The sequence below is a fragment of the Actinokineospora terrae genome, from assembly GCF_900111175.1.
GTDB classification, from domain to species: Bacteria; Actinomycetota; Actinomycetes; order Mycobacteriales; family Pseudonocardiaceae; genus Actinokineospora; species Actinokineospora terrae.
The window spans coordinates 62,026-88,006 of sequence record NZ_FOGI01000017.1 but is presented as its reverse complement, the minus strand read 5'-3'; the positions used below and the strand labels follow the sequence as shown (position 1 = coordinate 88,006).

Annotated in this window: 23 protein-coding genes; 12 read left to right on the top strand and 11 right to left on the bottom strand. The window is 71.5% G+C overall.

Features of this window, described 5'->3' with window-relative positions:
- Positions 1-74: 74 nt before the first annotated feature.
- The 3 genes from BMY07_RS30910 (at position 75) to BMY07_RS30900 (ending at position 3,787) form a co-directional block, all read left to right on the top strand.
- Positions 75-1,238, top strand: coding sequence for an aminopeptidase (locus tag BMY07_RS30910; RefSeq protein WP_092786389.1), 1,164 nt, complete (start codon positions 75-77; stop codon positions 1,236-1,238).
- 41 nt (positions 1,239-1,279) lie between these two features.
- Positions 1,280-2,455, top strand: coding sequence for a cytochrome P450 (locus BMY07_RS30905; protein WP_245782760.1), 1,176 nt, complete (start codon positions 1,280-1,282; stop codon positions 2,453-2,455).
- 87 nt (positions 2,456-2,542) lie between these two features.
- Positions 2,543-3,787: an MFS transporter gene (locus BMY07_RS30900; RefSeq protein WP_177215894.1), complete on the top strand. Its 1,245-nt coding sequence runs from the start codon at positions 2,543-2,545 to the stop codon at positions 3,785-3,787.
- Positions 3,788-3,799: 12 nt separating this feature from the next.
- Here BMY07_RS30900 and BMY07_RS30895 read toward each other — a convergent pair whose 3' ends face one another.
- A complete protein-coding gene (locus BMY07_RS30895) occupies positions 3,800-4,774 on the bottom strand; it encodes a LysR family transcriptional regulator (protein WP_092786383.1) in 975 nt (324 codons plus the stop codon).
- A gap of 304 nt (positions 4,775-5,078) precedes the next feature.
- Between BMY07_RS30895 and BMY07_RS30890 the strand changes: the two genes are divergently transcribed.
- The 3 genes from BMY07_RS30890 (at position 5,079) to BMY07_RS30880 (ending at position 8,578) form a co-directional block, all read left to right on the top strand.
- Entirely contained in the window at positions 5,079-5,339 is a 261-nt protein-coding gene (locus BMY07_RS30890) for a hypothetical protein (protein WP_092786381.1), read from the top strand.
- Between the two features lie 156 nt (positions 5,340-5,495).
- A complete protein-coding gene (locus BMY07_RS30885; RefSeq protein ID WP_092786379.1) occupies positions 5,496-8,210 on the top strand; it encodes an FtsK/SpoIIIE domain-containing protein in 2,715 nt (904 codons plus the stop codon).
- Positions 8,207-8,578, top strand: coding sequence for a hypothetical protein (locus BMY07_RS30880; protein ID WP_092786377.1), 372 nt, complete (start codon positions 8,207-8,209; stop codon positions 8,576-8,578). The genes BMY07_RS30885 and BMY07_RS30880 overlap by 4 nt, the downstream gene beginning before the upstream one ends.
- A 20-nt stretch (positions 8,579-8,598) precedes the next feature.
- Here the strand turns inward: BMY07_RS30880 and BMY07_RS30875 are convergent, their stop codons facing one another.
- From BMY07_RS30875 to BMY07_RS30865, 3 genes are all read right to left on the bottom strand, one after another.
- Positions 8,599-8,985, bottom strand: coding sequence for a VOC family protein (locus tag BMY07_RS30875; protein WP_092786375.1), 387 nt, complete (start codon positions 8,983-8,985; stop codon positions 8,599-8,601).
- Between the two features lie 294 nt (positions 8,986-9,279).
- Positions 9,280-9,675, bottom strand: a complete 396-nt coding sequence (locus tag BMY07_RS30870) for a hypothetical protein (RefSeq protein ID WP_143073727.1) — start codon at positions 9,673-9,675, stop codon at positions 9,280-9,282.
- 281 nt (positions 9,676-9,956) lie between these two features.
- Entirely contained in the window at positions 9,957-10,748 is a 792-nt protein-coding gene (locus BMY07_RS30865) for a UbiA family prenyltransferase (RefSeq protein ID WP_092786371.1), read from the bottom strand.
- A gap of 83 nt (positions 10,749-10,831) precedes the next feature.
- On the opposite strand from BMY07_RS30865, the gene BMY07_RS30860 reads away from it, so the two are divergent.
- Genes BMY07_RS30860 through BMY07_RS30850 form a run of 3 tightly spaced genes read left to right on the top strand, consistent with a single transcriptional unit; the run spans position 10,832 to position 13,523 of the window.
- Positions 10,832-11,512, top strand: a complete 681-nt coding sequence (locus BMY07_RS30860; protein ID WP_092786369.1) for a methyltransferase domain-containing protein — start codon at positions 10,832-10,834, stop codon at positions 11,510-11,512.
- The gene (locus tag BMY07_RS30855; RefSeq protein WP_092786367.1) at positions 11,512-12,570 is read left to right on the top strand and encodes a type III polyketide synthase; all 1,059 of its coding nucleotides are present in this window, start codon (positions 11,512-11,514) and stop codon (positions 12,568-12,570) included. Before BMY07_RS30860 ends, BMY07_RS30855 begins: the two co-directional genes overlap by 1 nt.
- On the top strand, positions 12,567-13,523 hold the full coding sequence (locus BMY07_RS30850; protein ID WP_092786364.1) for a magnesium transporter CorA family protein: 957 nt from the start codon (positions 12,567-12,569) through the stop codon (positions 13,521-13,523). Before BMY07_RS30855 ends, BMY07_RS30850 begins: the two co-directional genes overlap by 4 nt.
- Here the strand turns inward: BMY07_RS30850 and BMY07_RS30845 are convergent.
- On the bottom strand, positions 13,501-14,472 hold the full coding sequence (locus BMY07_RS30845; protein WP_177215893.1) for a caspase family protein: 972 nt from the start codon (positions 14,470-14,472) through the stop codon (positions 13,501-13,503). The genes BMY07_RS30850 and BMY07_RS30845 overlap by 23 nt on opposite strands.
- A gap of 426 nt (positions 14,473-14,898) precedes the next feature.
- Between BMY07_RS30845 and metH the strand changes: the two genes are divergently transcribed.
- Entirely contained in the window at positions 14,899-18,507 is a 3,609-nt protein-coding gene (gene metH / locus BMY07_RS30840) for a methionine synthase (protein ID WP_092786360.1), read from the top strand.
- A 224-nt stretch (positions 18,508-18,731) separates the two neighbouring features.
- On the opposite strand, the gene trxA is transcribed toward metH, so the two are convergent.
- The 3 genes from trxA to BMY07_RS30825 are packed head-to-tail and all read right to left on the bottom strand — an operon-like array spanning position 18,732 to position 19,890.
- Positions 18,732-19,052 (bottom strand): thioredoxin, encoded by a 321-nt coding sequence (trxA, locus tag BMY07_RS30835; protein WP_245782759.1) that lies wholly within the window; start codon positions 19,050-19,052, stop codon positions 18,732-18,734.
- On the bottom strand, positions 19,049-19,438 hold the full coding sequence (locus BMY07_RS30830; protein WP_092786356.1) for a MerR family transcriptional regulator: 390 nt from the start codon (positions 19,436-19,438) through the stop codon (positions 19,049-19,051). The genes trxA and BMY07_RS30830 overlap by 4 nt, the downstream gene beginning before the upstream one ends.
- A 29-nt stretch (positions 19,439-19,467) precedes the next feature.
- Positions 19,468-19,890 carry a DUF1801 domain-containing protein gene (locus BMY07_RS30825; protein ID WP_092786354.1) on the bottom strand — a complete coding sequence of 141 codons (423 nt, stop codon included), beginning with the start codon at positions 19,888-19,890 and terminating at the stop codon, positions 19,468-19,470.
- 46 nt (positions 19,891-19,936) lie between these two features.
- Here BMY07_RS30825 and dinB point away from each other — a divergent pair, with 46 nt between their 5' ends.
- Positions 19,937-21,133: a DNA polymerase IV gene (gene dinB, locus BMY07_RS30820; protein WP_092786352.1), complete on the top strand. Its 1,197-nt coding sequence runs from the start codon at positions 19,937-19,939 to the stop codon at positions 21,131-21,133.
- 117 nt (positions 21,134-21,250) lie between these two features.
- On the opposite strand, the gene BMY07_RS30815 is transcribed toward dinB, so the two are convergent.
- On the bottom strand, positions 21,251-21,805 hold the full coding sequence (locus tag BMY07_RS30815) for a snapalysin family zinc-dependent metalloprotease (RefSeq protein WP_092786350.1): 555 nt from the start codon (positions 21,803-21,805) through the stop codon (positions 21,251-21,253).
- 233 nt (positions 21,806-22,038) lie between these two features.
- The gene (locus BMY07_RS30810; protein WP_092786348.1) at positions 22,039-22,368 is read right to left on the bottom strand and encodes a winged helix-turn-helix transcriptional regulator; all 330 of its coding nucleotides are present in this window, start codon (positions 22,366-22,368) and stop codon (positions 22,039-22,041) included.
- A gap of 64 nt (positions 22,369-22,432) precedes the next feature.
- Here BMY07_RS30810 and BMY07_RS30805 point away from each other — a divergent pair, with 64 nt between their 5' ends.
- Positions 22,433-23,020, top strand: a complete 588-nt coding sequence (locus BMY07_RS30805) for an NADPH-dependent F420 reductase (protein WP_092786346.1) — start codon at positions 22,433-22,435, stop codon at positions 23,018-23,020.
- 151 nt (positions 23,021-23,171) lie between these two features.
- On the opposite strand, the gene BMY07_RS30800 is transcribed toward BMY07_RS30805, so the two are convergent.
- Positions 23,172-25,592 carry a chitinase C-terminal domain-containing protein gene (locus tag BMY07_RS30800; RefSeq protein ID WP_092786344.1) on the bottom strand — a complete coding sequence of 807 codons (2,421 nt, stop codon included), beginning with the start codon at positions 25,590-25,592 and terminating at the stop codon, positions 23,172-23,174.
- Positions 25,593-25,981: the final 389 nt, after the last annotated feature.

The following is a 25,981-nucleotide window of genomic DNA, read 5'->3' as shown; positions in this document are numbered from 1 at the left end:
GCGTCACGCCGGAGGAGTCACCACTGTTCGAGCGAGGACAGTCACTTCTGATCCGCTATCTCTGGGGAGAGACAATGACCGCGCAGATGATCGACGAGCGTGTCTTCGAGGGTGTCGACGCGCTGCTGGACGACTTCGTGGTGATCACGGGTGCGGACACCTTCGTGATCACCTACACCCCCGACAGCCGCGAGCCCGCCGCCTGGGTCGCGCTCGGCCTCAAACACCGCGGTGTCAGCGCCGCCATCGTGCCCATGCTCCCGCTGACCGACGAGAGCTTCGCCGGTCGGCTCGCCGAGGTGCTGCCGGATCGGTCGGCGCTGCCGGGCCGGTTGGTCATCATCACCCTGGAGCGCGACACGATGTCGCACTTCGAGGTGTTCGCGCCCATCCTGCGCCACTACGGGCAGGACAAGGCCATGATCCTGCGGATCATCAGCGCGTCCGCCGATTTCTTCACCAAGGCGCTCAACGTCAGTCCCGTGGAGCTGTCGTCGCTCAACGCCACGTTGCTGCACCGGATCGACAAGGCCAGGCGGGTGCGCGTGACGACGGCGAGCGGAACCGACATCACCGTCGAACTCGACAGCGAGAAATACCAGTGGATCAGCAACCGGGGTGTGTGGCGCCCCGGGGGTTTCACCATCCTGCCCGCGGGGGAGATCGCCACCTACCCGGTCTCCGTCGAGGGGGTCCTGGTCGCCGACGGCGCGTACAACGCCAACATCATCAGCGACCTGAACGCGAAACTGGCCGACAACCCGGTCCGGGTCGAGATCGAGGCCGGAAAGGCCCGGGACCTCACCTGCGACAACGCCCAGCTCCAGGAGATGTTCCGGCTCTGCCTGGACAGCCCGAACGGCCGCTATGTCGGCGAGTTCGGGCTCGGCACGAATCACGGCATCGACGAGTACATCACCACCAACTCGCACATCAACGAACGCCGGTGCGGTCTCCACCTGGGTTTCGGGCAGCACAACCAGAGCTTCTCCCGCGTTGCCTACGCGGCCTACGCGCACCTGGACCTGATCTGCGACGGCGGTCTGATGTGGATAGACGACGAGGTCGACCCCATCGACCTGTCCCGGGTCGAGCCCATCGACGTCGCGCACCCGGCCGACGCGCTCGACGAGGACATCACGGGCGACTGCTGCGGCATGGGGTACCGCCAGCTGCGGGAGCTCTCGCAGGACCCGTCCTGCGCGGTTCCCGGCACCCTCCCCGGCGCGGGTCAGTGACACCGGGGCCGCGCCCGTACCCCATGCCGCGGTCGTGCCCGATGCGCCCGCCGGAGGAGTACGCCGAGCTGCGCGCCGGGGCGCCGCTGGCGCGGATCACCCTGCCCAGCGGGCGGACCGCCTGGCTGATCACGCGCTACGAGCACGTCCGCCGCTTCCTCGGCAACCGCGACGTCAGCACGAACAGGCTGCACCCCAACTTCCCGTTCTACCTGCCGTTGTCCCGGAAGCTGGTGGAGGACGTCAACGCGTCGCTGATGAGCCTGGACCCGCCGGAGCACACCGTGCTGACCCGGATGGTGATCCCCGAGTTCACCCACAAGCGCACGCAGCGCCTGCGGCCCCGGGTGCAGGAGATCGTGGACGAGCACATCACGGCGATGCTGGACGGCGACCGGCCGACCGACCTGGTGCGGGCCCTCGGCCGCCCGGTCACCTCGCAGGTCATCTGCGAGGTGATCGGCGTCCCCTACCACGACCGCGAGATCTTCGACTCGACCAGCGAGGTCATGGCCAGGCGGGACAGCACCTCGGACGAGCGCTACCAGGCCGACGCCACGCTCCGGGACTACCTCGGCGACCTGGTGGCGGCGAGGGTGAAGGAGGCCGAGCAGCCGGGCGCCGTCCCCGGCGACCACCTGATCGGCCGGATGATCGCCAAGAACCGGGACGCGCGCGTCCTGCGGCAAGAGGACATCGCCGCGTTGTGCCTGGCGCTGCTGAGCGCCGGGCACGAGACCACGGCCAACGTGATCTCACTCGGCACCGTGCTGCTGCTGGAGAACCCCGAGCAGCTCGCCGCGATCCTGGCCGACCCGGCCCGCACCCCGGCCGCGGTGGAGGAGATCCTGCGCCACACCAGCATCACCGACCCGAGTGGGCTGCGCGTGGCGCTGGCCGACATCGAGGTCGGCGACATGACGGTCAAGAAGGGCGACGCCGTTGTCGTGTCCACCGCCGCGGCCAACTGGGACGACAGCGTGTTCGCCCAGCCGGAGAAACTCGACTTCGACCGCGACGGGCCGCAGCAGCTGGCCTTCGGCCACGGCATCCACCGGTGCATCGCGCAGAACCTGGCCCGGGTCGAACTCGAGGTCGTGTTCAGCACCCTGTTCGCCCGGGTTCCCGGCCTCCGGCTCGCCGCCGGTGTCGAGGAGCTGTCGTTCAAGGAGGGCGCGCTCCTCTACGGCGTCCACACACTGCCCGTCACCTGGTGAGCGGATGCCGCCTCCGCTCCGACATCTCGCCGCACCAAGGGGGAGGCTTACGTGACAACAACCCCACACCGTGATGCGGAGGCGGCCGTGATCGCAGAAGAGCCAGCCGTGCGCTTGCTGGCCCCGCTGCGGGAACGGCGCTTCGCGCTGTACCTCGTCGGCCAGGTGCTCTCCCAGTTCGGCGACGGCATCTACCTGGTCACGCTGCCGTTCGTCATGCTCAACCAGGGTGGCGGTCCGGCGAACCTCGGTGTGGTGCTGGCCTGCTACGGGGCGGCCAGGCTGGCCTTCTTCCCGGTCGGCGGCGCGCTGGCCGACCGGCTGGGCGCCCGGCCGGTGATGCTCGTCGCGGACGCGCTGCGCGCCCTCGTCGTGCTCGGTTTCGCCCTGCTCGCCGCGGGTGGTCACATCCCCCTGTGGGCCATGGTCGCGGTCGCCGTCCCGTTCGGGATCCTCGGCGGGATCTTCATGCCCGCCTCGTTCGCCGCGCTGCCGCAGATCGTGGGACCCGAGTCGCTCGCGGCGGGCAACTCCCTGATCCAGGTCACGCAGAGCACGTCGAGGATCGCCGGGCCCGCGCTGGGCGGCACGCTCGTCGGATCGCTCAAGAGCAGTGTGGGGCTGCTGATCGACGCGATCACCTTCCTGGTGTCCAGCCTGACCCTGCTGGCGATCCGCCCGGCCAAGCACGCGGTGGAGAAGACCTCCGCGCGGCACGAGGACGAGGACGGCGACCGACTGCGGACGTGGCGATCGGTGCTGCGGTACGCCGTCAGCTCTCCCCTGGTGCGGATGACCCTGCTGACCACGCTCGTGTTCAACCTCGCCGCTGTCGGCCTGATCGAGGTCGCGCTGCCGGTCTTCGCCCAGGACACGCTCGGCCGCGGCGCCCTCGGGTTCGGGGTCATGATGGCGGGCCTCGGTGTCGGCTCGGTCGTCGGAGCACTGCTGGGTCCGGTGTTGCTCCGCCTGCGCCGCCGCGGGCTGATCGCGCTCTGCCTCGGCATCGCCGAGGGACTCGCCATGACGGGCATCCCCGTGGGCTCGTCGCTGGTGGTGGCGACCGCGGCGATGTTCACCGCCGCGTCCTTGCAGGGCACGGTGAACGTCTTCTACATGACGCTGCTCCAGCGGGCAGTGCCCGCCCGAGCACTGGGCCGGGTCATGAGCCTGCTGGTCACCTGCGCCGGTCTCGCCTACCCCGCCTCGGCGTTGCTCGCCGGGACCGCCCTGGGCGCGGTCGACCCGCACGTCGTGATCATCGTCGCCGGACTGGGTGTGTCGGCGGCCTTCTCGGTCGGGTTCCTCAGCAAGCCGTACCGGAACCTCTGACCCGGGACCGGCTCAGCCGGTGAGCGCCAGGGAGCGGCCGCGGTCGAGCCACCACTCGTCGTAGGCCGGGTTGCAGCCCTGTCGGGTGTGGAAGGTCGTGTGGACCTGGTGGTGGATCTCCTCGATGTGGGCGGCGACCACGGTGCCGGGGCGGTAGAAGAGCCGGAGCTCCTGGTGCAGGGGGTGGTCGACGATGGGGCGGATGACCACCGAGCCGGGCCGGTCGCGGCTGCTGGCCAGTGCGGGGCCGATGGCCAGCTTGGCGTGCACGAGTTCGAGCAGCGTGGCCAGGCACTGGGTGCTGTGGGGCTGGTCGAGCACCACGCCGTGGTCGCGGCAGACCTGCGCGACGTAGGCGCCCCAGCGAGTGGTGCCGGGGGGTTCGTCGACCCAGGGGTGCTCGGCCATGTCGGCGAGGGTGATGGCGGGCAGGGCGGCGAGGGGGTGGTCGTGGGCGAGGGCCAGGAAGACCGGCTCCTCGGGGTGCACGACGACGCTGCGGACGGTCGGCGGCTGGGCGAGGCCGGAGAGGGGGGCGCGGTAGACCAGCGCGAGGTCGAGGGCACCGATGGCGACCTTGTCGATGCTGATGCGCTCGTCGAAGTCCTCCTGCAGGCTCACCCCCGAGCACCACGGCTGGTCGCGCAGCCAGCGGCTGATCTCCACGTGCAGGAACCCGCAGTAGCCGCCGACGCGCAGCGGGTCCGACGGCAGGCCGCGCCGGGCCCACTCCCCCACCCGGTCGGCGATGGCGGACATGCCGCCGAGCACGATCCTGGCCTCGGTCAGGACCTCGGCGCCCAGCGGGGTGGGCAGGCAGCCGTACTCGGCGCGGAAGAAGAGCCTGCCGCCGATGTTGCGCTCGATGCGTTGCAGCAGGCCGGACAGGGCGGGCTGGGACATGCCCAGGCGGCGGGCGGCCTGGGTGAGGCTGCCGGTCTCGTCGATGGCGGCAAGCGCGCGCAGGTGCCGGATCTCCAGCTCCACGGGTCCCTCCGCATCCCCACCGCACGACCGGCGGTCCAGCGACGGTACCCCTTGCGCGCGCGAAAGAGGAAGGGGCCACCGGTTGGCGGCACCTCCCCCGCCCTGCGCCAACCGGGTGGTCCTCGGAGCACGCGGCGACCGGCCCAGCCCGACGCCGCGGTGAACCACCGGTAAACCGGTCGTGATCAGCGGGAACGGATCCCGGATGGCCATGACCGCCGCCCCCACCTCGGCGGACACGATCGGAGTAGCGAGCCGAACCCGGTTCGGCCGACGGAGATCATCCGCACTAGCCTTGGCGGGTATGGCGGGCGTGGAGGAGATGCGTTCCTGGGTCGCGGTGGCCACGGAGAAGGCGCGGTCGGGGATCGCCGCGATCGCGCAGGCGAGCCTGGAGCTCGACGAGGCGCGCGGGGCGCTGGCGACCGCCAGTTCCGGGCGCGAACCGGCCGAGCTGGCCCGGTCGCAGAGCCTGCTCGCCGAGGCGGGCCGGTCGCTGGCCGAGGCGCGGGACACGCTCTACGCGAGCATCGCCGCCGCCGAGGGCTACCTGGGCGGACGCTGAGCGGACCGCGCGTGCCGCGCCGCGCGGCAGTGCGTGCGCGATGATCGCCGGGGACGACACCGGGCACCGCCGTGGTCCCCCGAACCACTGACACACCTGGCACGACAAGAAGACCGGGCCGCGAGCACCGGCGCGACGAGCTGATGGGGCCCCTGGATGCTGGGTAAGCGGGAACGCAGGCAACGCGCCGAGAACGCGCTGGCGCGGTTGCGTTCGGTGCTGGGCCTGGCCCTCGGGGCCGCCGCGGGCGCGCACGAGCGGGCGGCGCTGCTCAAGCGGCAGTTGGAGTTCGAGCGCTCGGTGCAGCGCCTCGGCCTGGCCAGGGCGAGCCGCGACCGCGAGGTCGCCGAGCAGGTGGCCGACCCGGACCTGGCGCCGGTGTGGGCGCGGATCACCCGGGAGCGCGACGACAGCTACGCCCAGTGGCGCCGTGAGGGGCAGGGCGCGGTGCGCGCGCTGGTCGAGGCGGAGACCCCCGGCCCGTCCGGGCAGCCGTGGCAGGACTGGCTGGGGACGCTGGGCACCGACCTGGGGGTCAGCGCGCCGCGGCTGTGGCGGATCGGCACCGCGCACGTGGAGCACGAGTCCCCGGAGGACGGGTTCCCGCTGGCGGTACCGCTGCTCGAACACGCCCACCTGCGGCTGAACTCCGCGCGCGGGACCAGGGCCGCGGTGGACAGCATCGTGGAAACGGTGCTGCTGCGGATGATCAGCACGTTCACCCCCGGGCTGGTCCGGCTGCACCTGTGGGACATCGGGCACCTCACCGGCCCGCTGCCCAACCTGCACCCGCTGACCGCGGCCGGGCTGCTGGTGGTGCACGACCCGACCCGGCTCGACGACCTGCTGGCGCTGCTGGCCGGGCACATCCGCAAGGTCCACGCGAACGCGCTGCGCGCCGGGCGGACCACGCTCAAGGACGCCTGCCGGGCGGCGGGGCGGCGGGTGGAGCCGTGGCGGGTGGCGGTGCTGTTCGGCAACGGCGAGCGGCTCGACGAGGAGCAGTACCGGGAGCTCAACCGGATCGCGCGCACCGGGCCGGACGCGGGCGTGCACCTGATCCTGGTGGACATGCCGGTGTCGGCGAGCAGTCCACTGGAGACGGTCACCTTCACCGACGCCGAGATCGCCACCTCCAGCATGACCGGCTCCGGCGTCGTGGTGCGGGCCGACCCGCCGGTGTCGCCCTCGGTGGCCAGCCGGGCGGCGGCGGCGATCCGCGACGACATGGTGGTGCGCCGCGGGAAACCGCGCTCGTTCCACGACCTGCTGCCCCGCGCGCTCGGCCGCGACAGCTCCCGCGAGGAGTTGCGCACGGTCATCGGGTTCGACGAGGGCGACCCGATCGAGCTGGTGCTGGGCGACGCGACCCCGCACGCGCTGGTGGCCGGGCCGAGCGGGTCGGGCAAGACGAACCTGCTCTACGCGATGCTGGGCGGGCTCGCGGCGCGGTACTCGCCGGACGAGCTCGAGCTGTACCTGTTGGACTTCAAGGAAGGCGTGTCCTTCGCCGGGCTGACGCCGGGCACGAAGGACCCGAGTTGGCTGCCGCAGGCGCGGCTGGTCGGGGTGAACGTCAACACCGACCGCGAGTTCGGGTTGGCGCTGCTGCGGTACCTGGCGCGGGAGCTGGCCAGGCGCGCGGAGGCGGCGAAGCGGCAGGAGGTCACCAAGCTGGCCGAGCTGCGCGACGCCGAGCCGGAGGCCAGGTGGCCGCGGGTGGTGGCGGTGATCGACGAGTTCCAGGCGCTGTTCTCCGGCCGCGACCAGATCACCCAGCAGGCGGCGGCGCTGCTGGAGGACGTGGCGCGGCGGGGCCGCTCCCAGGGCATCCACCTGGTGCTGGCCAGCCAGGACATCGCGGGCATCGAGGCGTTCTGGGGCAAGCCCGCGGTGTACGACCAGTGCACGCTGCGCATCGCGATGCCCAAGGCGAAGCGGGTGCTCTCGCAGGACAACCTGGCGGCGAACACGCTGCCGCGCTGGCACACCGTGATCAACCACGATTCCGGTGTGCCGCACGGCAACGAGGTCGCGCACGTGCCGGACTCGTCGAGCCGCGGCACCTTCGACGAGCTGCAGCGGCGGCTGTGGCGGGAGACCCCGTCGGTCGCGCCCCGGTTGTTCGACGGCGCGCACCAGCCCGCGTTGGCGACCGCCGCCGGGTACCTGGCCGGTCAGGCGCCGCTGCTGGGGCAGATCATCGACGTCGAGGACCGGGCGGCGGTGCTGCGGCTGGAGCCGGTGCCGGGCCGGAACCTGGCGGTGCTGGGCACCGCGCAGGACGACGCGCTGTCGGTGATGGCAGGCGCCGCGCTGTCGCTGGGTCGGGCCACCGAGCCCAACTCGGTCGAGTTCGTCCTGCTGTGCCCGGTGAAGTCGTTGGAGGGCAACGTCACCGCGGTCGCCGAGGCGCTGCACCGCATGGGGCACGCGGTGCGGCTGCTGCTCAACGAGGACGTCGTGCGGGCGGTGCACGAAGAGGGCGCGGGCAAGCGGTTCGTGTTCTTCTGGGCGGTCGACGCGGCCACGCAGTGGTTGGAGCACAAGGAACCCGGGGCGCCCCGCAGCGGGTTGGACGCGTTCCGGCTGATGCTCAAGCACGGGCCCGCGAACGGCGTGCACACCTTCGGCTGGTGGCGGGGTGTGGCGCGGCTCAAGGACACCCTGGGCTTCGGCGGCAACGACGACGTCAGCGCCTGGGTCGCCCTGGACGTGCAGGGCAGCGAGCTCAACCAGCTCGCGGCCGGGCAGCTGGTGGACTGGTCGCCGCGGCCGAACCGGGCCGTGTTCTTCGACCGCACCACGCACAGCCGCCCCGACGTGCTGATCCCCTTCGACACCGCGAGCGCGCTGGAGGCCACGTCGTGACCGGAGATCCCGTCGACCCGGTGGCCAGGTACAAGGAGCTGCTGGAGACCGCGCACCACGCCGCCCGCGCGCACTCCGAGCACGAGCGCAGGCGCGCGGTGGAGCTGGTGGCCGAGATCCACGCCGCCGACGACCGGGTGAAGGCGGCCGCCGAGGCGCAGGCGCAGGTCACCGGAGAGATCAACGGCTGGTGGCGGCAGGTCGTGGCCACCGTGGGCGAGCTGAAGTGGCTGACCACCACGCCACGGCCCGCGCCGGACCCGGCCGGGCGGCCGGAGCTGCTGCGCGAGTACCTCGGCCAGATCGAGCCCGCCACCAAGGAGTTCTACGCCGCGCTGCGCAAGGCGACCTGGCCACGCCGCCGCTAGTCGCCCGCGGTGCCTGGTGCCTAGTGGTGCTGGGCGAGCTGGACCAGGTTGCCGCAGGTGTCGTCGAGCACGGCGGTGCTGACCGGGCCGAAGTCCTGGGGCGCCTGGGTGAACCGCACGCCGAGGCCCTGGAGCCGGGCGAACTCGGCGTGGACGTCGTCCACCTGGAACGCGGTGAGCGGGATGCCGTCGGCGTACAGCGACGCCTTGAACGCCTTGGCGGCCGGGTGCCGGTCGGGTTCGAGCAGCAGCTGGGTGCCGTCCGGGTCCTGCGGGGACACCACGGTCAGCCAGCGGTCCTCGCCGAGCGGCACCTCGACCTTCTTCGCGAAGCCGAGCACCTCGGTGTAGAAGCGCAGGGCCTTGTCCTGGTCGTCGACGTAGACGCTGGACAGGTGGATCCTCATGGGTGCTCTCCGGTGGGTCGGACCTGGGCGGGCACGTCACGGTACCCGGCGGCACCGACACCGCCCGGCGATCGGCCGGTGGGCGCGTAAAAGGCCCCGCTCCCGGGCCGGGGGGCCAGGAGCGGGGCCGCGGGCCCGCGGTGCGACCGGGAGCATCGGGGTCGCGGGCCCGGGGTGGCCACCCGGCCGCACGGGGTCAGGGCGCGGCAGGGTGGCTCGCGGTCTCAGGCGGCGCTCATGGCCATCCCGGTCATCGGGGTCGTGGTCATCGGGGTCGTGGTCATGGCAGGCCGGTCACGGGTGCGGCAGCGGGAGTTGGGGGAACGGGAACGGCAGGGGGATCAGCGGGAGCTGCGGGGGGCGCAGCTGCCCGATCAGCGCGGCCAGCAGGTTGAGCAGCCCGGGCAGCAGCGCGGTCACCACGGCGATCGGCAGGTCCCCCGCGGTGCGGACGAAGGCCTGGGTGTTGGCGAGCACGTGCAGCGCGTCCTGGCTCTCGGTGACCTCGCCCAGGTCGTCGAGCACCGGCGGCAGCGTGTCCAGGACCTGGTCGACCTGGGTGGCGGTGGCGGCGGCGGCCAGTTGGCCCGCCAGCCGGTCGAGGTCGGTGACCGGGTCGGCGGCGGCGGGGACGGGGAGCAGGGCCAATGCGGTGGCGATCACGACGGCGCGCGTCGCGGGGATCCTCATCAGGGGGGCGCCCTTTCTGGTCGGGTGAGCGAGGTACTCGGGCTGTCCCAAGAGCTAGCAGCGCGCGGGGGTGGTGACCAGTCCTGCCACATGGGTGTTGGCGCAAGCACATAGCTGAACCTGGCCCCACCCCGGGTCGACATAACCGCTGGTCAGCCCCATCGGGGGCGCCGGGACCCCGCGGAGCGGCGGGGGTGGACACGCTGCGCTGCCGCCGACCCCCGCGATCGGCGACACCTGCGTCGATCGGGTGAATTCGGGCGCGTCACCCGGCTGGGCGCCTAGCCTGCGACCAGGACCGCCGCGTCGAGGACCGCGACGACGAGCATCGCGTGGAAGGTGGCGCGGGAGCCCGGTCGTCGACCGAGCGCGAGACCCACGCCGGTGACGATCACGGCGGCGCCGAGCGCGAGGAAGCCCAGCACGGTGGGTAGTCCCGCCACCAGGGTGGCGGACGCGGCTAGGACTAACAGTGCCGCTGCCACCCGTGAGCCCGTGGGTCCGATCCGGTGCGGTAGTCCCACCACTCCGGTGCGGCGGTCGTCGGCAAGATCCGGGAGGACGTTCGCGAAGTGCGCGGCGCTGCCCAGAAGGGACGCGGTCGCCACAAGCCACCAAGGTGGCCAATACGGCGACGGTAGGCCAAGAGTGACGAACGCGGTCAACAGTCCGAATGACACGGCGTAGGGAACGAGAGAGAAGGGTGTCGCCTTCAACCGGAGGTCGTACGCCCATGCTGACAAGAGCGCGACGACGTGCGCTGCCCCGGCGACAGGTCCGGATAAGAACGACAGTCCGACAGCAGCCGTGGCGCTGATAAGGACCAGGTTTCGCACCAACGACCTCGACACCGTCCCGGCGGCGACAGGCTTGTCTGCCCTACCGACTCGCGCGTCCCGCTCGGCGTCCACCAGGTCGTTGAGCCACCCGACCGACAGTTGCCCGGTGAACACCGCCGCCGCGACGGCGACCGCGCCCCACAGGGTCTGCCCGAGCCCGATCGCGAGTCCGGTCGCGGCGAGGGTCACCGCGACGGCGGGTTCCGGGTGGGCGGCGCGCAGCAGGGGGATCACCGGACCAACGCTACGCAGCGCCAATCCGTCCAGCAGGGCCGACCTGTCGAGCAGGGCGGCTACCCGTGTGTAAGCCTCAGACCGTGACCGCCCTCTACGACGATCTCGCCGCCGAGTGGTGGCGACCGCGCGGGGCGTTCGCCGCGCTGCACTGGCTCGCACACGCCCGTGCCCGACTGATCCCTACCGCGCGCAGGCCAGGGGCGGTGCTGGTGGACCTGGGGTGCGGCGGTGGGCTCCTCGCGCCACACGTCAGCGGTAAGGGCTACCGCCATATAGGCGTCGATCTCTCTCAGCAAGGCCCACGGCTAGCGGCCGCGCACGGCGTGACGGCTATCCGAGGCGATGTCCTGAACGTCCCGCTGCGACCGGGGTGCGCGGATGTCGTAGTAGCGGGCGAGGTCCTAGAGCACGTGCCGGACCTACCTCGCGCGGTAGAGCAGGCCTGTCGTTTGTTGCGTCCTGGAGGGCTGCTGGTGATCGACACGCTCGCCAACACCGCGTTGAGCCGGTTCCTCGCGATCACCGTCGCGGAGCGGCTGCCGGGGGTGCCGCGCGGCGTCCACGAACCGGGACTTCTGGTAGACCGGAAGGTGCTGGTCGACGAATGCGCGCGCCACGGTGTGCGGTTGGCGCTGCGGGGTATCCGGCCCGCGGTGCTGGACCTGCTCGGCTGGGCGGTCGGCGCGCGGGCCGGGGTGCGGATGGTCCGGGTGCCGACGACCGCGGTCCTGTTCCAGGGGACGGGAACGAGGGAGGGCTGATGGCCGGGATCACCGGGATCGGGGTGGCGACACCGCCGCCCGTGGCGCAGGAAGCGTTGTGGGACGGGTACTTCCGCGAGCACACCGGCGGTGGCGGGGTGGCGCGGCGGATCTTCGCGGGCTCGGGGGTGCGCACCAGGCACACCGTCGTCGACCCGTTCGCCGAGGACGTCTCCGGGTGGTCGACGGGGCGGCGGATGGACCGGTTCGCCGAACAGGCGCCGGAACTGGCGACCACCGCGCTCGCCGACGCGCTGGCCGCCGCAGGCCGCTCCCCCGCCGACCTCGGGCTGCTGGTGGTCGTGTCGTGCACCGGCTACAGCACCCCCGGGCTCGACATCGCGCTCGCCGAGCGGCTGGGGCTCGCGGCGGACACCCAGCGGCTGCTGGTCGGGCACATGGGCTGCTACGCGGCCATCCCCGGCCTGGGCACGGTGTCCGACTTCGCGACCGCGCGCGGGCTGCCCGCCGCACTGGTGTGCGTCGAGCTGACGTCGCTGCACGTCCAGCCGCCCGCGAGCGACCCGGAGCAGGTCGTGGCGCACGCGCTGTTCAGCGACGCCGCCGCCGCGGTGGTCGTCGAGCCCGGTAGCGCCATCGACCCGGCCCCGGGCTGGGAGCTGCTCGACATCGCCGCGCACACCGACACCGACAGCCAGGCGCTGATGACCTGGCGGATCACCGACCTCGGGTTCCGGATGGGACTGTCCGCGCGGGTGCCCGACGCGCTGGCTGGCGCGGTCCGGCCGGTGGTGGAGAAGATGCTGGCCCGGCACGGCGCCGACGTGGACTCGGTGGCTGGCTGGGCGGTGCACCCGGGTGGGCCGCGGATCCTGGACACGGTGCGGACCGAGTTGGGGCTGCCGGAGTCGGCCGTGGCACCGTCTCGGGCGGTGCTGGCCGAGCACGGGAACTGCTCGTCGGCGACGGTGGTGCTGGTGCTGCGCGAGATCGCCGCGCTGCGGGAGTCGGCCGTGCGGCCGGGAGAACTGGTGGTGGCCATGGCGTTCGGACCGGGGCTGACCCTCTACGCGGCGCTGCTGCGGCGGACCGGGTGAGCACCACCCGCGCCTACCGGGGCGCCGCCCTGTCCGAACAGGACTTCCCGGTCGACGGGCTCGGCGAGCGGCTGGCGGGCGGCGACACGATCGTCTGGGTCGACATCGACCACCACGACTCGGCGGACCTCGCCGCGGTCGGCGCCGAGCTCGGCCTGCACCAGCTGGCGGTGGAGGACGCCGAGCAGCGGCACCAGCGGCCCAAGCTGGACCAGTACCGCACGCACCAGTTCCTCGCGGTGTACGGCACGACCGTCGCCGACGACGGCACGCTGACGACCTGCGAGCTGTCGGTCTTCGTCACCGACCGGGCGCTGGTGACGGTGCACGACGGGTTCGACATGTCCCGGGTCACCCGCCGCTGGGACGACTCGGTGGTGCCGTGCGACCGGGTCGGGGTGCTGCTGCACGCGCTGCTCGACGTGGTCGTCGACGGCCACCTGGGCGCCGTGTCCGCCATCGACGACCGGATCGAGGAGCTGGAGGGCGTCGTCTTCGAGGACAGCCCCGACGTGCGGCAACTGCAACGCGAGACGGTGCGGCTGCGCAGGAGCCTGTCGCGGCTGCGCAGGGCCGTGCTGCCGATGCGCGAGATCATGACCGGCCTGAGCAGGGTCGACGGGCTGGTCGACGAGGAGCTCGACCCGTACTACGGCGACATCCGCGACCACGTCGTGCACGCGAGCGAGTGGGCGGAGTCGTTGCGCGACCACGTCATCGCGCTGCGCGAGACCCAGCTGACCATCCAGGGCAACCGGCTCAACCTGGTGATGAAGAAGGTCACCGGCTGGGCGGCGATCATCGCGGTGCCCACGGCGATCACCGGGTTCTACGGGCAGAACGTGCCCTACCCGGGGAACGGGGAGCCGTGGGGGTTCTGGGTGTCGAGCGTGGTGATCGTGGTGGTGGGGGTGTGGCTCTACGCCATGTTCAAGCGGAAGGACTGGCTCTGAGCGCCTCCGCCTTGCGCAGGTAGGCCTGGGCGATCTCGGGTTCGTCGGCGGCCTCGTAGAGCAGGCAGTAGGTCAGCATCACCTTCTCGGCCAGCGCCGGGTCCGCCGCCGCCGTGTCGAGGTGGGCGCTGACCGCCCGGATGGCCGCGCGCGCGTCGGGTGCCTCCGCGATCACGCGTTCCGCGACCGTCAGGGCGGCCTCGGGGGACAACGCGTGGTCAGTGCCCGCGGTCGGGGTGCGGGCGAGGGCGACGGTGTCCACGGCGTCGTCGAAGCGGCGTTGCGGGGTGGACAGGCGGGCGTCGGCCATGCGGTCGGCGATGTGCCGGTACAGGTCGTCGACGGTGACGTACCCGCCGGTAGCCGGGTGCCCCGCGGCGAGGCACTCGGCGGCGTACCGGGTGAACGGGCTCGGCTCCCCCGGCTGCTCGGCGTCGCGGGTGAGCTGCACCGACAGGCTGCTCGCCAGCACGAACACCCCGCGTCCGCCCAGGTGGCGGGGCAGGTCGGGGGCGGACTTGAAGCCGCCGGAGTGGCAGCAGTCGAGCAGGACCACCTTCGCCCTGGCCCGGGACGCGGCCATCATCTCCACGACGGCCCTGGCCGCGACCCCGGTGGACATGATCCGGTCGGCGCGGGTGTCGCGGGCGGCCAGGTGGAGGTTGCCGTGGGCGTCGAGCTTGCCGTGGCCGCTGTAGTAGAGGAGCAGTTGGTCGTCGCGGGCGGCGCCGTCGAAGAACTCGTCCAGGGCGACCAGGACACCGCGCTGGTCGGCGTCGGCGACCACCCGCACGTCGGCGGGCAGGTGCAGGCCCGTGCGGGGGTCGGTCAGCGCCGACCGCATCAGTTCGGCGTCCCGCGCGGGTCCGAGCAGCGGCGCGAGCCCACCCGGGTCGTCCGGGAACGCCCCGTTGGTCACCAGCAACGCCCGGTAGGTCCGCTCGGCCACCGCCACCCCCTCGTGATCCCCCAATGATGGTCTCCCGCGATCACGGGTTGCCCGGGAGGGGCTTCTCATATGGTGGACGGGTCCGGAACCTGCCGATCGACCGCGGGTGGCGCCGGGGCCGCGACGGGTTGGGCACGAGGCGCGTAGGCGGCGCAACCGGCGGAAACAGCTGCGCCGCAACGGTCCCCGGGGTCGCGCGGCTCGCACGGGCACGCCGCGGTGTGCGGGGCCGGGACCCACCGAACGGGTGGCTCGCGCGCCGGGACGTGCGGTCCTGGCGTGCCCGGTCCGGTAGTGTTGAGCACCGAGGCCGAGAGGCGCTGCAACGGGCCAGGGGGTGTCCCAGCCCGCCACGCTCGGCTCCGGCTCCCCCGGTTCGGGAGCCAACCAGCAACAAGGGCGCCTCCGGATACCGGAGGTGTGCGCGTGACCGATCAGGCTCGGATCCAGCGGCTGCGGGAACTGCTCAGCCGACGCGTCGCGGTGCTCGACGGCGCGTGGGGGACCATGCTGCAGGGCGCCTCGCTCACCGACGCGGACTACCAGGGCGACCGGTTCACCGACCACCCGCGCGATGTCGCCGGTGACCCGGACCTGCTCAACCTGACCCGGCCGGACCTCATCCTCGACGTGCACCGGCAGTACCTGGCCGCGGGCGCGGACATCACCACCACCAACACCTTCACCGCCACCACGATCGCCCAGGCCGACTACGGCCTGGAGGACTACGCGGCGGAGATGAACCTGCGCGGCGCGCAGCTGGCCCGCCAGGCCGCCGACGAGTTCGACGGCGACCGGTTCGTGGCCGGCTCGGTCGGCCCGCTGAACGTGACCCTGTCGCTGTCGCCCAGGGTCGACGAACCGGCGTACCGCAAGGTGACCTTCGACCAGGTCAAGGCCACCTACGCCAACCAGATCGGCGCGCTGGTCGAGGGCGGGGTCGACCTGCTGCTGATCGAGACGATCTTCGACACGCTCAACTGCAAGGCCGCCATCGCCGCGGCCCGCGAGGTGGCGCCGGAGCTGCCGCTGTGGATCTCGGTGACCATCGTCGACCTGTCCGGGCGCACCCTGTCCGGGCAGACGGTGGAGGCGTTCTGGCGCTCCATCGAGCACGCCGAGCCGATGGTCGTCGGGGTGAACTGCGCGCTGGGCGCCGAGCAGATGCGCCCGCACGTGGCGGAGCTGTCGCGGCTGGCGGGCACCTACACCGCCAGCCACCCGAACGCGGGCCTGCCCAACTCCTTCGGCGGCTACGACGAGACCCCGGAGCAGACCAGCGGGCTGCTCGCCGGGTTCGTCGCCGACGGCATGGTCAACATCGTCGGCGGCTGCTGCGGCACCACGCCCGCGCACATCGCCAAGATCGCCGAGGCGGTCAAGGGCCTGGCGCCGCGGGTGGTGCCGGAGGTCGAGAAGGCGAGCCGCTACAGCGGGTTGGAGCCGTTCGCGATCGGCGCCGACACCGGGTTTGTGATGATCGGCGAGCGCACCAACGTCACCGGCTCGGCGAAGTTCCGCAGGCTCATCGAGGGCGACAACCACCAGGCCGCGGTGGACGTGGCGCTTGAGCAGGTGCGCGGCGGGGCGAACCTGCTCGACGTGAACATGGACGCCGACCTGCTCGACAGCGTCGAGGCGATGACCACCTTCCTCAACCTGATCGCCACCGAGCCCGAGGTGGCCAGGATCCCGGTGATGGTCGACAGCTCGCGGTGGAGCGTGCTGGAGGCCGGGCTCAAGTGCGTGCAGGGCAAGGGGGTGGTCAACTCGATCAGCCTCAAGGAGGGCGAGGAGACCTTCCTGGAGCAGGCGCGCAAGATCCGCGACTACGGCGCCGGGGTGGTGGTGATGGCCTTCGACGAGAAGGGCCAGGCCGACACCACCGAGCGCAAGGTCAGCATCTGCGGCCGCGCCTACGACCTGCTCACCCAGGAGCTGGGCTTTCCGGCCGAGGACATCGTCTTCGACCCGAACGTGCTGGCGGTGGCGACCGGCATCACCGAGCACAACGGCTACGCCAAGGCGTTCATCGACGCGCTGCCGCTGATCAAGCAGCGCTGCCCGGGCGCGCGGACCTCCGGTGGCATCTCGAACCTGTCGTTCTCCTTCCGCGGCAACGACACCGTGCGCGAGGCCATGCACTCGGCGTTCCTGCTGCACGCGGTGCGCGCCGGGCTGGACATGGGCATCGTCAACGCCGGTCAGCTGGTGGTCTACGAGGACATCCCGAAGGACCTGCTGGAACTGGTCGAGGACGTGCTGTTCGACCGCCGCGAGGACGCCACCGACCGGCTGGTGGAGTTCGCCGAGACGGTCAAGGGCTCCAAGACCAAGCGCGTGGTGGACCTGGCCTGGCGCGAGGCGCCGGTGGCCAAGCGGCTCTCGCACGCGCTGGTGCACGGGATCGTCGACTTCATCGAGGCCGACACCGAGGAGGCGCGCGCGCAGATGGCGCGGCCGCTGGAGGTGATCGAGGGCCCGCTGATGGACGGCATGAAGATCGTCGGCGACCTGTTCGGCTCGGGCAAGATGTTCCTGCCGCAGGTGGTCAAGAGCGCGCGGGTGATGAAGCGCTCGGTGGCCTACCTGGAGCCGTACATGGAGGCGGAGAAGGAGAAGGCCCGGCTGGAGGGCCGCATCGACACCAGCCGCGGCCAGGGCAAGGTCGTGCTCGCCACGGTCAAGGGCGACGTGCACGACATCGGCAAGAACATCGTCGGCGTGGTGCTGGGCTGCAACAACTACGAGGTGATCGACCTGGGGGTGATGGTGCCCGCGTCGGTCATCCTGGACACCGCGGTCGCCGAGGGCGCCGACGTGGTCGGGCTCTCCGGGCTGATCACCCCGTCGCTCGACGAGATGGTGACGGTCGCGGGCGAGATGCAGCGGCGCGGGCTGAAGCTGCCGGTGCTCATCGGCGGCGCCACCACCTCCCGCCAGCACACGGCGGTGCGGATCGCGCCCGCCTACGACGGCAGCACGGTGCACGTGCTCGACGCGTCCCGCGTGGTCGGGGTGGTCGCCGACCTGATGGACACCTCGCGCGCGGACGTGCTCGACAGCAACAACCGTGCCGAGCAGGCGACGCTGCGCGAGCAGCACGAGAACCGGCACGCCAAGCCGCTGCTGGAGATCGGCGCGGCCCGGTTGAACCGGGAGCAGGTCGACTTCTCGGACCTGCCGACGCCGTCGTTCACCGGCGTGCGGGAGGTCAGCCCGACGCTGGCCGAGCTGCGGGCGATGGTCGACTGGCAGTTCCTGTTCCTGGCCTGGGAGCTCAAGGGCAAGTACCCGGCGATCCTGGACCAGCCGGTGGCCCGCGAGCTGTTCGACGACGCGCAGGCGATGCTCGACGAGATCGGCCACCGGTTCGTGTTCAAGGGCGTGTACGGCTTCTGGCCCGCCCACAGCGAGGGCGACGACCTGGTGGTGGCCGACAAGACGTTCCCGATGCTGCGCCAGCAGACGCAGAAGCCGGAGAACCGCGCGAACCGCTGCCTGTCCGACTACGTGGCCCCGGCCGACGACTACCTGGGCGGCTTCGCGGTGTCGGTGCACGGCGCGCAAGAGTTGGCCCACGAGTACGAGGCCGACAACGACGACTACAAGGCCATCATGGTCAAGGCCCTCGCCGACCGCCTCGCCGAGTCCTTCGCCGAGTGGATCCACCTGCTGGCCCGCCGCGAGTGGTTCGAACCCGACGCGGAGCCCCTGCTGGAGGACCTGCACGCCGAGCGCTTCCGCGGCATCCGCCCGGCGCTCGGCTACCCGGCCAGCCCGGACCACACGCTCAAGAAGCCGCTGTTCGACCTGCTGGGAGCCGAGGAACTGGGCATCGGCCTCACCGAGTCCTTCGCCATGACCCCCGCGGCCGCGGTCAGCGGCCTGATCTTCGCCCACCCCGACTCGCGGTACTTCACGGTCGGCCGCATCGGCAAGGACCAGGTCGCCGACTACGCCAAGCGCACCGGCACCGCGTTGTCCGAAGTGGAGCGCTGGCTGCGCCCCAACCTGGCCTACGAACCCAAGTAACCCACGCCGACGCGAACTGGCGCTGGACGCCCACCCCCAGGTGGCGCCAGCGCCAGTCCCATATCCGTCCCCCGACAGCCACCCTCCGAGCAGCTACCCTCCGAGCAGCCATCCCCCGAGCAGCCCCCCAGACGCTAGCGACCCCCACCGACAGAAACCCGGTCCATTGCCGTCGCCGGGCGCCAACCAGCCGAACTCCCGGGGCTAGGACGCGGCCGCGCGGGTCAAGCGGCTGGGGTGAGGGCCTTGTCCAACTCCTCCAGCAGCCGGGACTTGGAGCGGGCGCCCACCCAGGTGGCCACGGGCTTGCCGTCCACGAAGAGGATCAAGGTGGGCAGCGACATCACCTGGTAGTCGCGAGCCACGCCCGGGTTCTCGTCGGAGTTGAGCTTGACCACGGTGATGGGGCGTTCCTCCGCGACCTGCTCCAGGACGGGGACGATCATGTGGCAGGGCGGGCACCACTGGGCCCAGAAGTCGACCAGGACCGGGCCGTCGGCGGTGAGGACGGTGTCGGCGAAGGTGGTCTCGGTGGCGGTGATCACGGGGTCTCCTGGACGGTGCAGGTGGGGTGGGGTTCGCGGGCCAGGGCGGCGGCGAGTTTGCGGGTGAGGTCGGTGCGCAGGTCGGTGAGCTGCGCCAGGCAGGCCTCGACCTCGGCGAGTTTGCGGCGGTAGACGGCCACCGAGTCGGCGCAGGCGTCGCCGTCCGGGTTGCCCGCGCGCAGGCAGGCGACGAAGGGGCGGGTGTCGGCGAGGCTGAAGCCCGCGGCCTGCAGGGCGCGGATCTCGGTGACGAGGCGGAGGTCGTGCTCGTCGTACGAGCGGTAGCCGTTCGGGGAGCGTTGCGCGGCGAGCAGGCCCTGGGCCTCGTAGAACCGCAGGGTGCGCGTCGTGGTGCCGGTCCGCCGGGCTAGTTCACCGATCCGCATAGGACTGACGGTAAACCTTGCCGTGCGCGTTAACGCAAGCGTTGCTTAGCAGCGTTGACAGCCTTGGCGACCGCAGCGATGTCGTCGGAGTTGGCCTTGAAGTGGTCGCGCTTGGCGATCGCCTCACGGACGTAGGCGCCGACCTGGGCGGCGTCGATCTCCGTGCCGATCGGGATGTCCCAGGTCATCAGGGTGGAGGTGCCCGCGCGGAGCACGCCGAGCGGGTCGTCGAGCAGCACGCCCCACAGGAACCGCAGGCAGGCGCCCTTGCGGGTGATGTTGATCCCGGCCACCCAGTGCTTCCAGCCGCCGTCGACGGTGTACATCAGCAGGCCGTACTTGACCGCCACCTCCAGGTCCGGCCCTGCGGCGGTCACCGCCTCGTGCAGCGCCAGCACCGCGGCGGCCTCCGCCGGGGTGTGCCGGTCCGCGTACTCCTGCGCCACGATCATGCGCACACGGTAGCTGACCTGCGCCGTTGACACCCCATGCGAACATATGTTCGTGTCGAACGACGGCCCCATCCTGCACGCCGACCTGGACGCGTTCTACGCCTCGGTCGAGCAGCGCGACGACCCGGCGCTGCGCGGGCGGCCGGTGATCGTCGGCACGGGTGTGGTGCTGGCGGCCAGCTACGAGGCCAAGGCCAGGGGCGTGCGGACGGCGATGGGCGGGCGGCAGGCCAGGCTGCTGTGCCCGGACGCGGTGGTGGTCCAGCCCAGGATGGCGGCGTACTCGGCGGCGTCGAAGGCGGTGTTCGAGGTCTTCCGGGACACGACGCCGCTGGTGGAGGGGATCTCCATCGACGAGGCGTTCCTCGACGTCGGCGGGCTGCGCAAGATCGCGGGGCCACCCCGGCAGATCGCCACGACGCTGCGCGCGGAGGTCGCGCGGCGGGTCGGTCTACCGATCACGGTTGGCGTTGCCCGCACGAAGTTCCTCGCCAAGGTCGCCAGCGGGGTGGCGAAACCGGACGGCCTGCTGGTCGTACCGCACGACGCCGAGCTGGCCTTCCTGCACCCGCTCCCGGTCGAGCGCCTCTGGGGTGTCGGCGTGGTGACGTCGGGCAAGCTGCGCGCGCTGGGCATCACCACGGTCGGCGAGGTCGCGGCGTTCGACGTCCGCGAACTGGTGAGCATGCTGGGCGCGGGCTCCGGTCGACACCTGCACGCGCTCGCCCACAACCGCGACCCCCGCCGCGTGCGGGTCGGACAGCGCCGCCGGTCGATGGGCGCGCAGCGGGCACTGGGGTCGCGCAGGCGCGGCCTCACCGAGTTGGACGAGTTCACCGCCGGGCTCGCCGACCGCCTCGGCCGCAGGCTGCGCGCCGCGGACCGGGCCTGCCGCACGGTCACCCTGCGCCTGCGCTTCGCCGACTTCACCCGGGCGACCCGCTCGCACACGGTTCCCAAGCCCACCAACGGGACCGAGGTCATCCTCGCCGCGGCGCGCGCCCTGCTCACCACCGCGTGGCCGATGATCGCCGACCGCGGCATCACCCTGATCGGCCTGTCGCTGTCCAACTTCGACGACGACGCCATCCAACTGGAACTGCCCTTCGACGGCGGCCCCGACCGCGCCGCCCTGGACGTCACGCTGGACTCCCTGCGCGGCCGCTTCGGCTCCACCGCCGTCACCCGTGCCGCGCTGCTGCGCCACCGACCGCAGGAGGAGATGCCGGTCCTGCCCGACTGAGCGAGGTCCACAGCGGACAGCACCGAGGCCCCGGCTGGCGGGACTGCCCGCCGGGGCCTCGGTGTGGTGCGGTCGACGCGGCGCGGGACCGCCGGGGGACAGACCGCGGGGGGTGGGTCAGCCTGCGTAGACCCGGGTCTCGCTGAGCGGGGCGAGCTGCGCGCGGCCCGCGAAGAGCTGGTTGACCCGGTTGGACTCGGTGGCGTTCGGGTACGGGTTGCGGCAGGAGGTGCCCGCGCTGCCACCGGACATCAGCTGGGAGCAGACGCCGTTGTAGTTGTCCGGCAGGCCGAGGGCGTGCCCGATCTCGTGGGCCACGATGCGCAGCGCGTCGTTGCCCGCGGCCACGTCGCGGTTGTCGATGTAGATCGTCCCGCAGCCCAGGCCGCAGGGGTAGGCCCGGGAACCGCCGCCGTTGGTGGCGGAGATGCGGATGGTGGCGTTGCCGCCGCGGACCAGCCGGAGGTTGGGCACCCGGGAGTTCCAGATCTGGGCGGCCTGGTCGGCCTGGGAGCTGTACCCGGTGGCGCTGTAGTAGACGGTGCGGGCGGCGACGGTGGGCGCTGCCTGCTGGGCCGCCGGGGCGGCGGCCGCGGTGGCCGTCATCCCGGTCAGGCCGAGCACCATGGCGGCACCGGCGATGAGGACGCGCGTGTATCCACGCAGGGACATAGGGCTCTCCTAGCGTTGCGATGCAGGGAAAGGTGTTCTCGCGAACACTTCGGCTCCCCGAGTCTAGAAACAGACATCACGGTCAGATATAGGCCTGACACATCAAGCGGCGTTATTACGCCGGTCTTGTTCCCATCACCGCAGGTGGCACCGCCCGCCGAACCGCCACAAGTGCCCCAAGTGGGGATTTCCCAGATGTAACGGCAGCATTGTCCAGCGTACAAGAGAATTTCTCAGCCGAGCAGCGCGTCACCGTGTTCGAGTACCCAGTCCCCCAATGCGCGCAATGGGCCGTCCACCAGGGTCACGCCCAGTGCGCTGAGCCGGTAGGTGACCCTGGGCGGCGCCTCGGCGTGGCGGTGGCGCTCGACGAGGCCGCGGTCGAGCAGGCGGCGCAGCGACTCGGTGAGCGCCTTGTCGCTGATGCCGCCGACGTACCCGCGCAGATCGACCCGGCGCAGCGGGGCGGGGCGCAGCGCGGCCAGCAGCACCGGGTCCCACCGGTGGGCGAACAGGTCGGTGCCCGCCCGCAGACGGCAGTCCGCCACCCACTCCTCGCACATGGCCCCATTGTGCCCCGCTCGACACCTACCGTTCGGTGCGCGTCGAACTGCCTACCGTCGCGGCATGCGAATCGGAATCCTCGGCACCGGCGCGGTCGCGACCGCCCTCGGCGCCCGCTGGGCCAATCACGACCTCACCGTCGCGGGCCGCTCCCCCGCCAACACCCGCGCCCTCGCCGACCGGCTGGGCGCCACCGCGGCGACGTTGCGCGAGGCCGTCACGAACTCGGACGTCGTCCTGCTGGCCGTGCGCTGGGAGGGCGTGCCGGACGTCTTGGCGGCCGTTGGGGACGCGCTGCGCGGCAAGACGCTCATCGACCCCACGAACGCCGTCGAGCACGGAGTCGGTGTCCTGCTGCCTGGTACCTCGGCGGCCGAGTTCATCGCCGACCGGAGCGGGGCCCGCGTGGTCAAGGCGTTCCACCTGTTCCCCGCCGCGCAGTGGGCCGACGCGACAGGCACCACGGTCCCGCTCTGCGGCGACGACCAGGACGCGCTCGACACCGTCGCCGAGCTGGTCCGCGACACCGGTGCCACGCCCGCGGTCCTCGGGCCGCTGAGCCGCGCCAGGCAGGTGGAGGAGGTGGCCGGGTTCGTCATCGGTCTCGCCTTCGCGGGCGTGAACCCGAACTCGGCGGTTCCCAGCACGTAGCAGGACGAGAAAGACCGGCCCCGGGGCAGGGTTCCCAGGGCCGGTCCGAGTGGACCGCGGGGCGACCGCCGGGCCGGGTACACCGGCGATCGTCCCGCGTTGCTCTCACACCGGGTCCGCCTGCACGGCGGACCCGGTCACCTCAGGTGGATCAGCAGGGACCGAGGTCCTGCCACACACCCCACTGACCGCTCAGGTCCGGGCGGTCGCCCTGGGTCCACCACTTGTTCTTGTACTGCCGACCGTTGTAGGACACGGTCGTCCCGCCCGCCGCGTAGACCTTCGCCGCGTCCCAGGCAGCCGCGGTGCACGCGGGCGGCTTGGTCGTGGTGGTGGTCGTCGTGGTCGTCGACGTCGTGGTCGTGGTCGTGGTCGACGTCGGCGGCGTGGTGGTCGTGCTGGTGGTGGTCGTCGACGACGGCGGGGTCGTGGTCGTCGACGTCGGCGGGGTGCCGCCCGTGCCGCGCAGGTACTCCTGGGCCGCGGTGTAGGACTTGCCGCCGAAGGTGATGGTGATGTTCGACGGGGTCGCCACCGGCAGGTAGTAGGACAGCTGCACCTCGGCGCTGGCGCCCGGCGCCAGGCTCTGCCAGGACGGCAGCTTCAGCGAGAAGCGGTGCAGGTCGCCCTTGAGCCCACCGATGTTGTTGCCGGTGTGGCCGGTGGAGACCACCGACAGGCTCCAGCCGGACTGCTGCCCGATGGTCGGCGGGGCCGAGGTCCCGTAGTCGAACTGGATCTCGGTGCCGCCGGGCAGGGTCGTGGTCGAGGAGTTGGTGACCTTCGCCTTGGGCGTGATCGGGTAGTTCGCGTCGCCGACCGGGAAGCCGCCGAGGGTGAACTTCACGTCCAGCACGTCGCTGGGCATGGCGATCTTGGCCTTGGTGTTGCCGTAGGGCGAGGCGGTCTTGAACTTGTCGTAGAGCAGCGTGGTCAGCGTGTTGCCCATGAACCACTCGCCCTTGGTCTGGTCGTAGGCGTAGTCGCCGGCCAGCTCCCAGATCATGATGCCGCCCAGGCCGCGGTCGACGACGTACTGCGCCTTGGTGCCGAGCGACTGCTCGTCCTCAGTGGACAGGAAGACCTTCTTCTGCGCGTTCCACAGCCACGGCGCGACCAGGGTCGAGTCGTAGTTGCGGGCGTAGGTGCCGGTCAGCCGGTCCTCGGGCTTGTTGGTCGGGTCGAGGCCGTAGGCGGGGCCGTAGCTGCCGACCTTGCCCTCGGCGAGGTTCTTGGTGTGCCACAGCGGGTTGGAGCCCGCCGGGACCTCACTGCCCTTGGTGTCCTCGTCGTGCCACAGGTTGTCGATGCCGACCGCGCCGTTGCCGCACGAGGTCTTGGAGCCGACCGTGCCACCGGTGCCCGGCGGGCACTTGGTCTGGTCCGGTAGTGGCGCCGAACCCCACAGCCCGTTGGTGCCGCCGGTGACGTTCTGCCAACCCCGGGTGTAGTACGGGACTCCGAGGTTGATCCGCCCCGCGCCCATGGCACCGCGGAAGTAGTGGTAGGACCAGTCGCTGTTCAGGTAACCGAGCCCCGCGTACTGCGAGGTCGTGTAGTACTGCCAGAACTGGAGCTCCGCGTCCTTGCCGTCGTCGTAGAGCGCGGCGTTCGGGCCGACGAAGTTGTTCCACGCCCCGTGCAGGTCGTAGGTCATCATGTTGAGGTAGTCCAGGTACTGGGTGACCTGGTAGGTGTCCATGCCGCGCAGCATGTAGCCGGAGGACGGCGCGGCGACCGAGAGCGTGTAGTACTTGTTGTCGGCGACGGCGGCCGCGTCGAGCTTCTCGCGCAGCGTCTTCATCAGCGTCACGTACCCGGCCATCAGCTTGGCGCGGCGCGGGTTGGAGACGGTGAAGTCGTCGGGGTTGCCCGAGTTCGACATCGAGGTGGCGTACTCGTAGTCGATGTCCACGCCGTTGAAGCCGTACTTGCGGATGAAGTCCACCGCCGAGTCGGCGAAGGTGTTGATCTTCGCCGCGGAGTCGGTCATGGCGTAGAAGCCGCCGTCGGCGACGCGCTTGCCGTCGGCGCCGATGTAGCCGCCGGTCTCCGCCCAGCCGCCGACCGAGATCAGCGTCTTCACGTTGGGGTACTGCTTCTTGTACTTGTTCAGCAGGTTGAAGTGCCCCTTGTAGGGCAGCGACGGGTCCATCTCGGCACCGGCGACACCCGGCCAGGTCATGCCGGTCGCCGGGTTGTCGGCCGAGTCGGGGCCGACCGAGACCTTGCCCGCGCCGTCGATGTGCGCGAACGCGTAGTTGATGTGGGTGATCTTGCTCCACGGGATGTTGCTGGCCAGGTACGCGGGCTGGCCGTTCTTGCCGGTGCGCCAACTGGTGAAGTACCCGATCACGCGGCGCGGGTGGTCGGCACCCATCTTCTCGCGGCCGTCGGTGTCGTAGGCGAGACAGTAGGGCACCGCGAGGTTCGCCGTCGTGGCCAACCCGTCCGGGCGGCAGTCGGAGTTGTCGGCCGCGGCGGCGGTGTTGCTTGGCGCCGCCGAGACCGCGAGGGTGATACCGGAGAGCAGAGCCAGCAAGAGGAGCAAGGGGAGGCTCTTTCTGACCACGCTTCACCTCCTGGGGACACGAGCAGGGATGCAGGGATGTGCATGAGCGTAAGTGGTCTAAACCACATAACTCAACCGGTCTAGACCAATTATTTCCTTCCCAGTTCCCATGTCCGTCACCCACCGGACATCGGATGATCGCGTGAATCAGCACCTCCCGCGCGCGTCTTATGGTCCTACATGGACGGTCAACCGGCCTCCGCCGACCGCCGAGTTGATCCCATTTTCCCAGTACAGGGCATAGGTGGCCGCTATGCATAGTTGAGATGTGCGCCTGTCGTCGGCCATAGGGCAACCTCGGAGAGATCCGATCGCGCGCTGTGCACCGCGGCGCGCGAACCACCGGCGACGCCCGGCCCCACCCTGCCGACGGGGACCGGCGTCGCGAC

Excerpts from the sequence above, each read along its gene's own strand:
- BMY07_RS30885 (WP_092786379.1), top strand. The coding sequence starts at position 5,496 with ATGCTGGGTAAGCGGGAACGCAGGCAACGCGCCGAGAACGCGCTGGCG.
- BMY07_RS30830 (WP_092786356.1), bottom strand. The coding sequence starts at position 19,438 with ATGCGGATCGGTGAACTAGCCCGGCGGACCGGCACCACGACGCGCACC.
- BMY07_RS30890 (WP_092786381.1), top strand. The coding sequence starts at position 5,079 with ATGGCGGGCGTGGAGGAGATGCGTTCCTGGGTCGCGGTGGCCACGGAG.
- BMY07_RS30805 (WP_092786346.1), top strand. The coding sequence starts at position 22,433 with ATGCGAATCGGAATCCTCGGCACCGGCGCGGTCGCGACCGCCCTCGGC.
- BMY07_RS30810 (WP_092786348.1), bottom strand. The coding sequence starts at position 22,368 with ATGTGCGAGGAGTGGGTGGCGGACTGCCGTCTGCGGGCGGGCACCGAC.
- BMY07_RS30855 (WP_092786367.1), top strand. The coding sequence starts at position 11,512 with ATGGCCGGGATCACCGGGATCGGGGTGGCGACACCGCCGCCCGTGGCG.
- BMY07_RS30910 (WP_092786389.1), top strand. The coding sequence starts at position 75 with ATGACCGCGCAGATGATCGACGAGCGTGTCTTCGAGGGTGTCGACGCG.
- BMY07_RS30905 (WP_245782760.1), top strand. The coding sequence starts at position 1,280 with ATGCGCCCGCCGGAGGAGTACGCCGAGCTGCGCGCCGGGGCGCCGCTG.
- dinB (WP_092786352.1), top strand. The coding sequence starts at position 19,937 with ATGTTCGTGTCGAACGACGGCCCCATCCTGCACGCCGACCTGGACGCG.
- BMY07_RS30875 (WP_092786375.1), bottom strand. The coding sequence starts at position 8,985 with ATGAGGATCCACCTGTCCAGCGTCTACGTCGACGACCAGGACAAGGCC.
- BMY07_RS30815 (WP_092786350.1), bottom strand. The coding sequence starts at position 21,805 with ATGTCCCTGCGTGGATACACGCGCGTCCTCATCGCCGGTGCCGCCATG.
- BMY07_RS30825 (WP_092786354.1), bottom strand. The coding sequence starts at position 19,890 with ATGATCGTGGCGCAGGAGTACGCGGACCGGCACACCCCGGCGGAGGCC.
- BMY07_RS30870 (WP_143073727.1), bottom strand. The coding sequence starts at position 9,675 with ATGAGGATCCCCGCGACGCGCGCCGTCGTGATCGCCACCGCATTGGCC.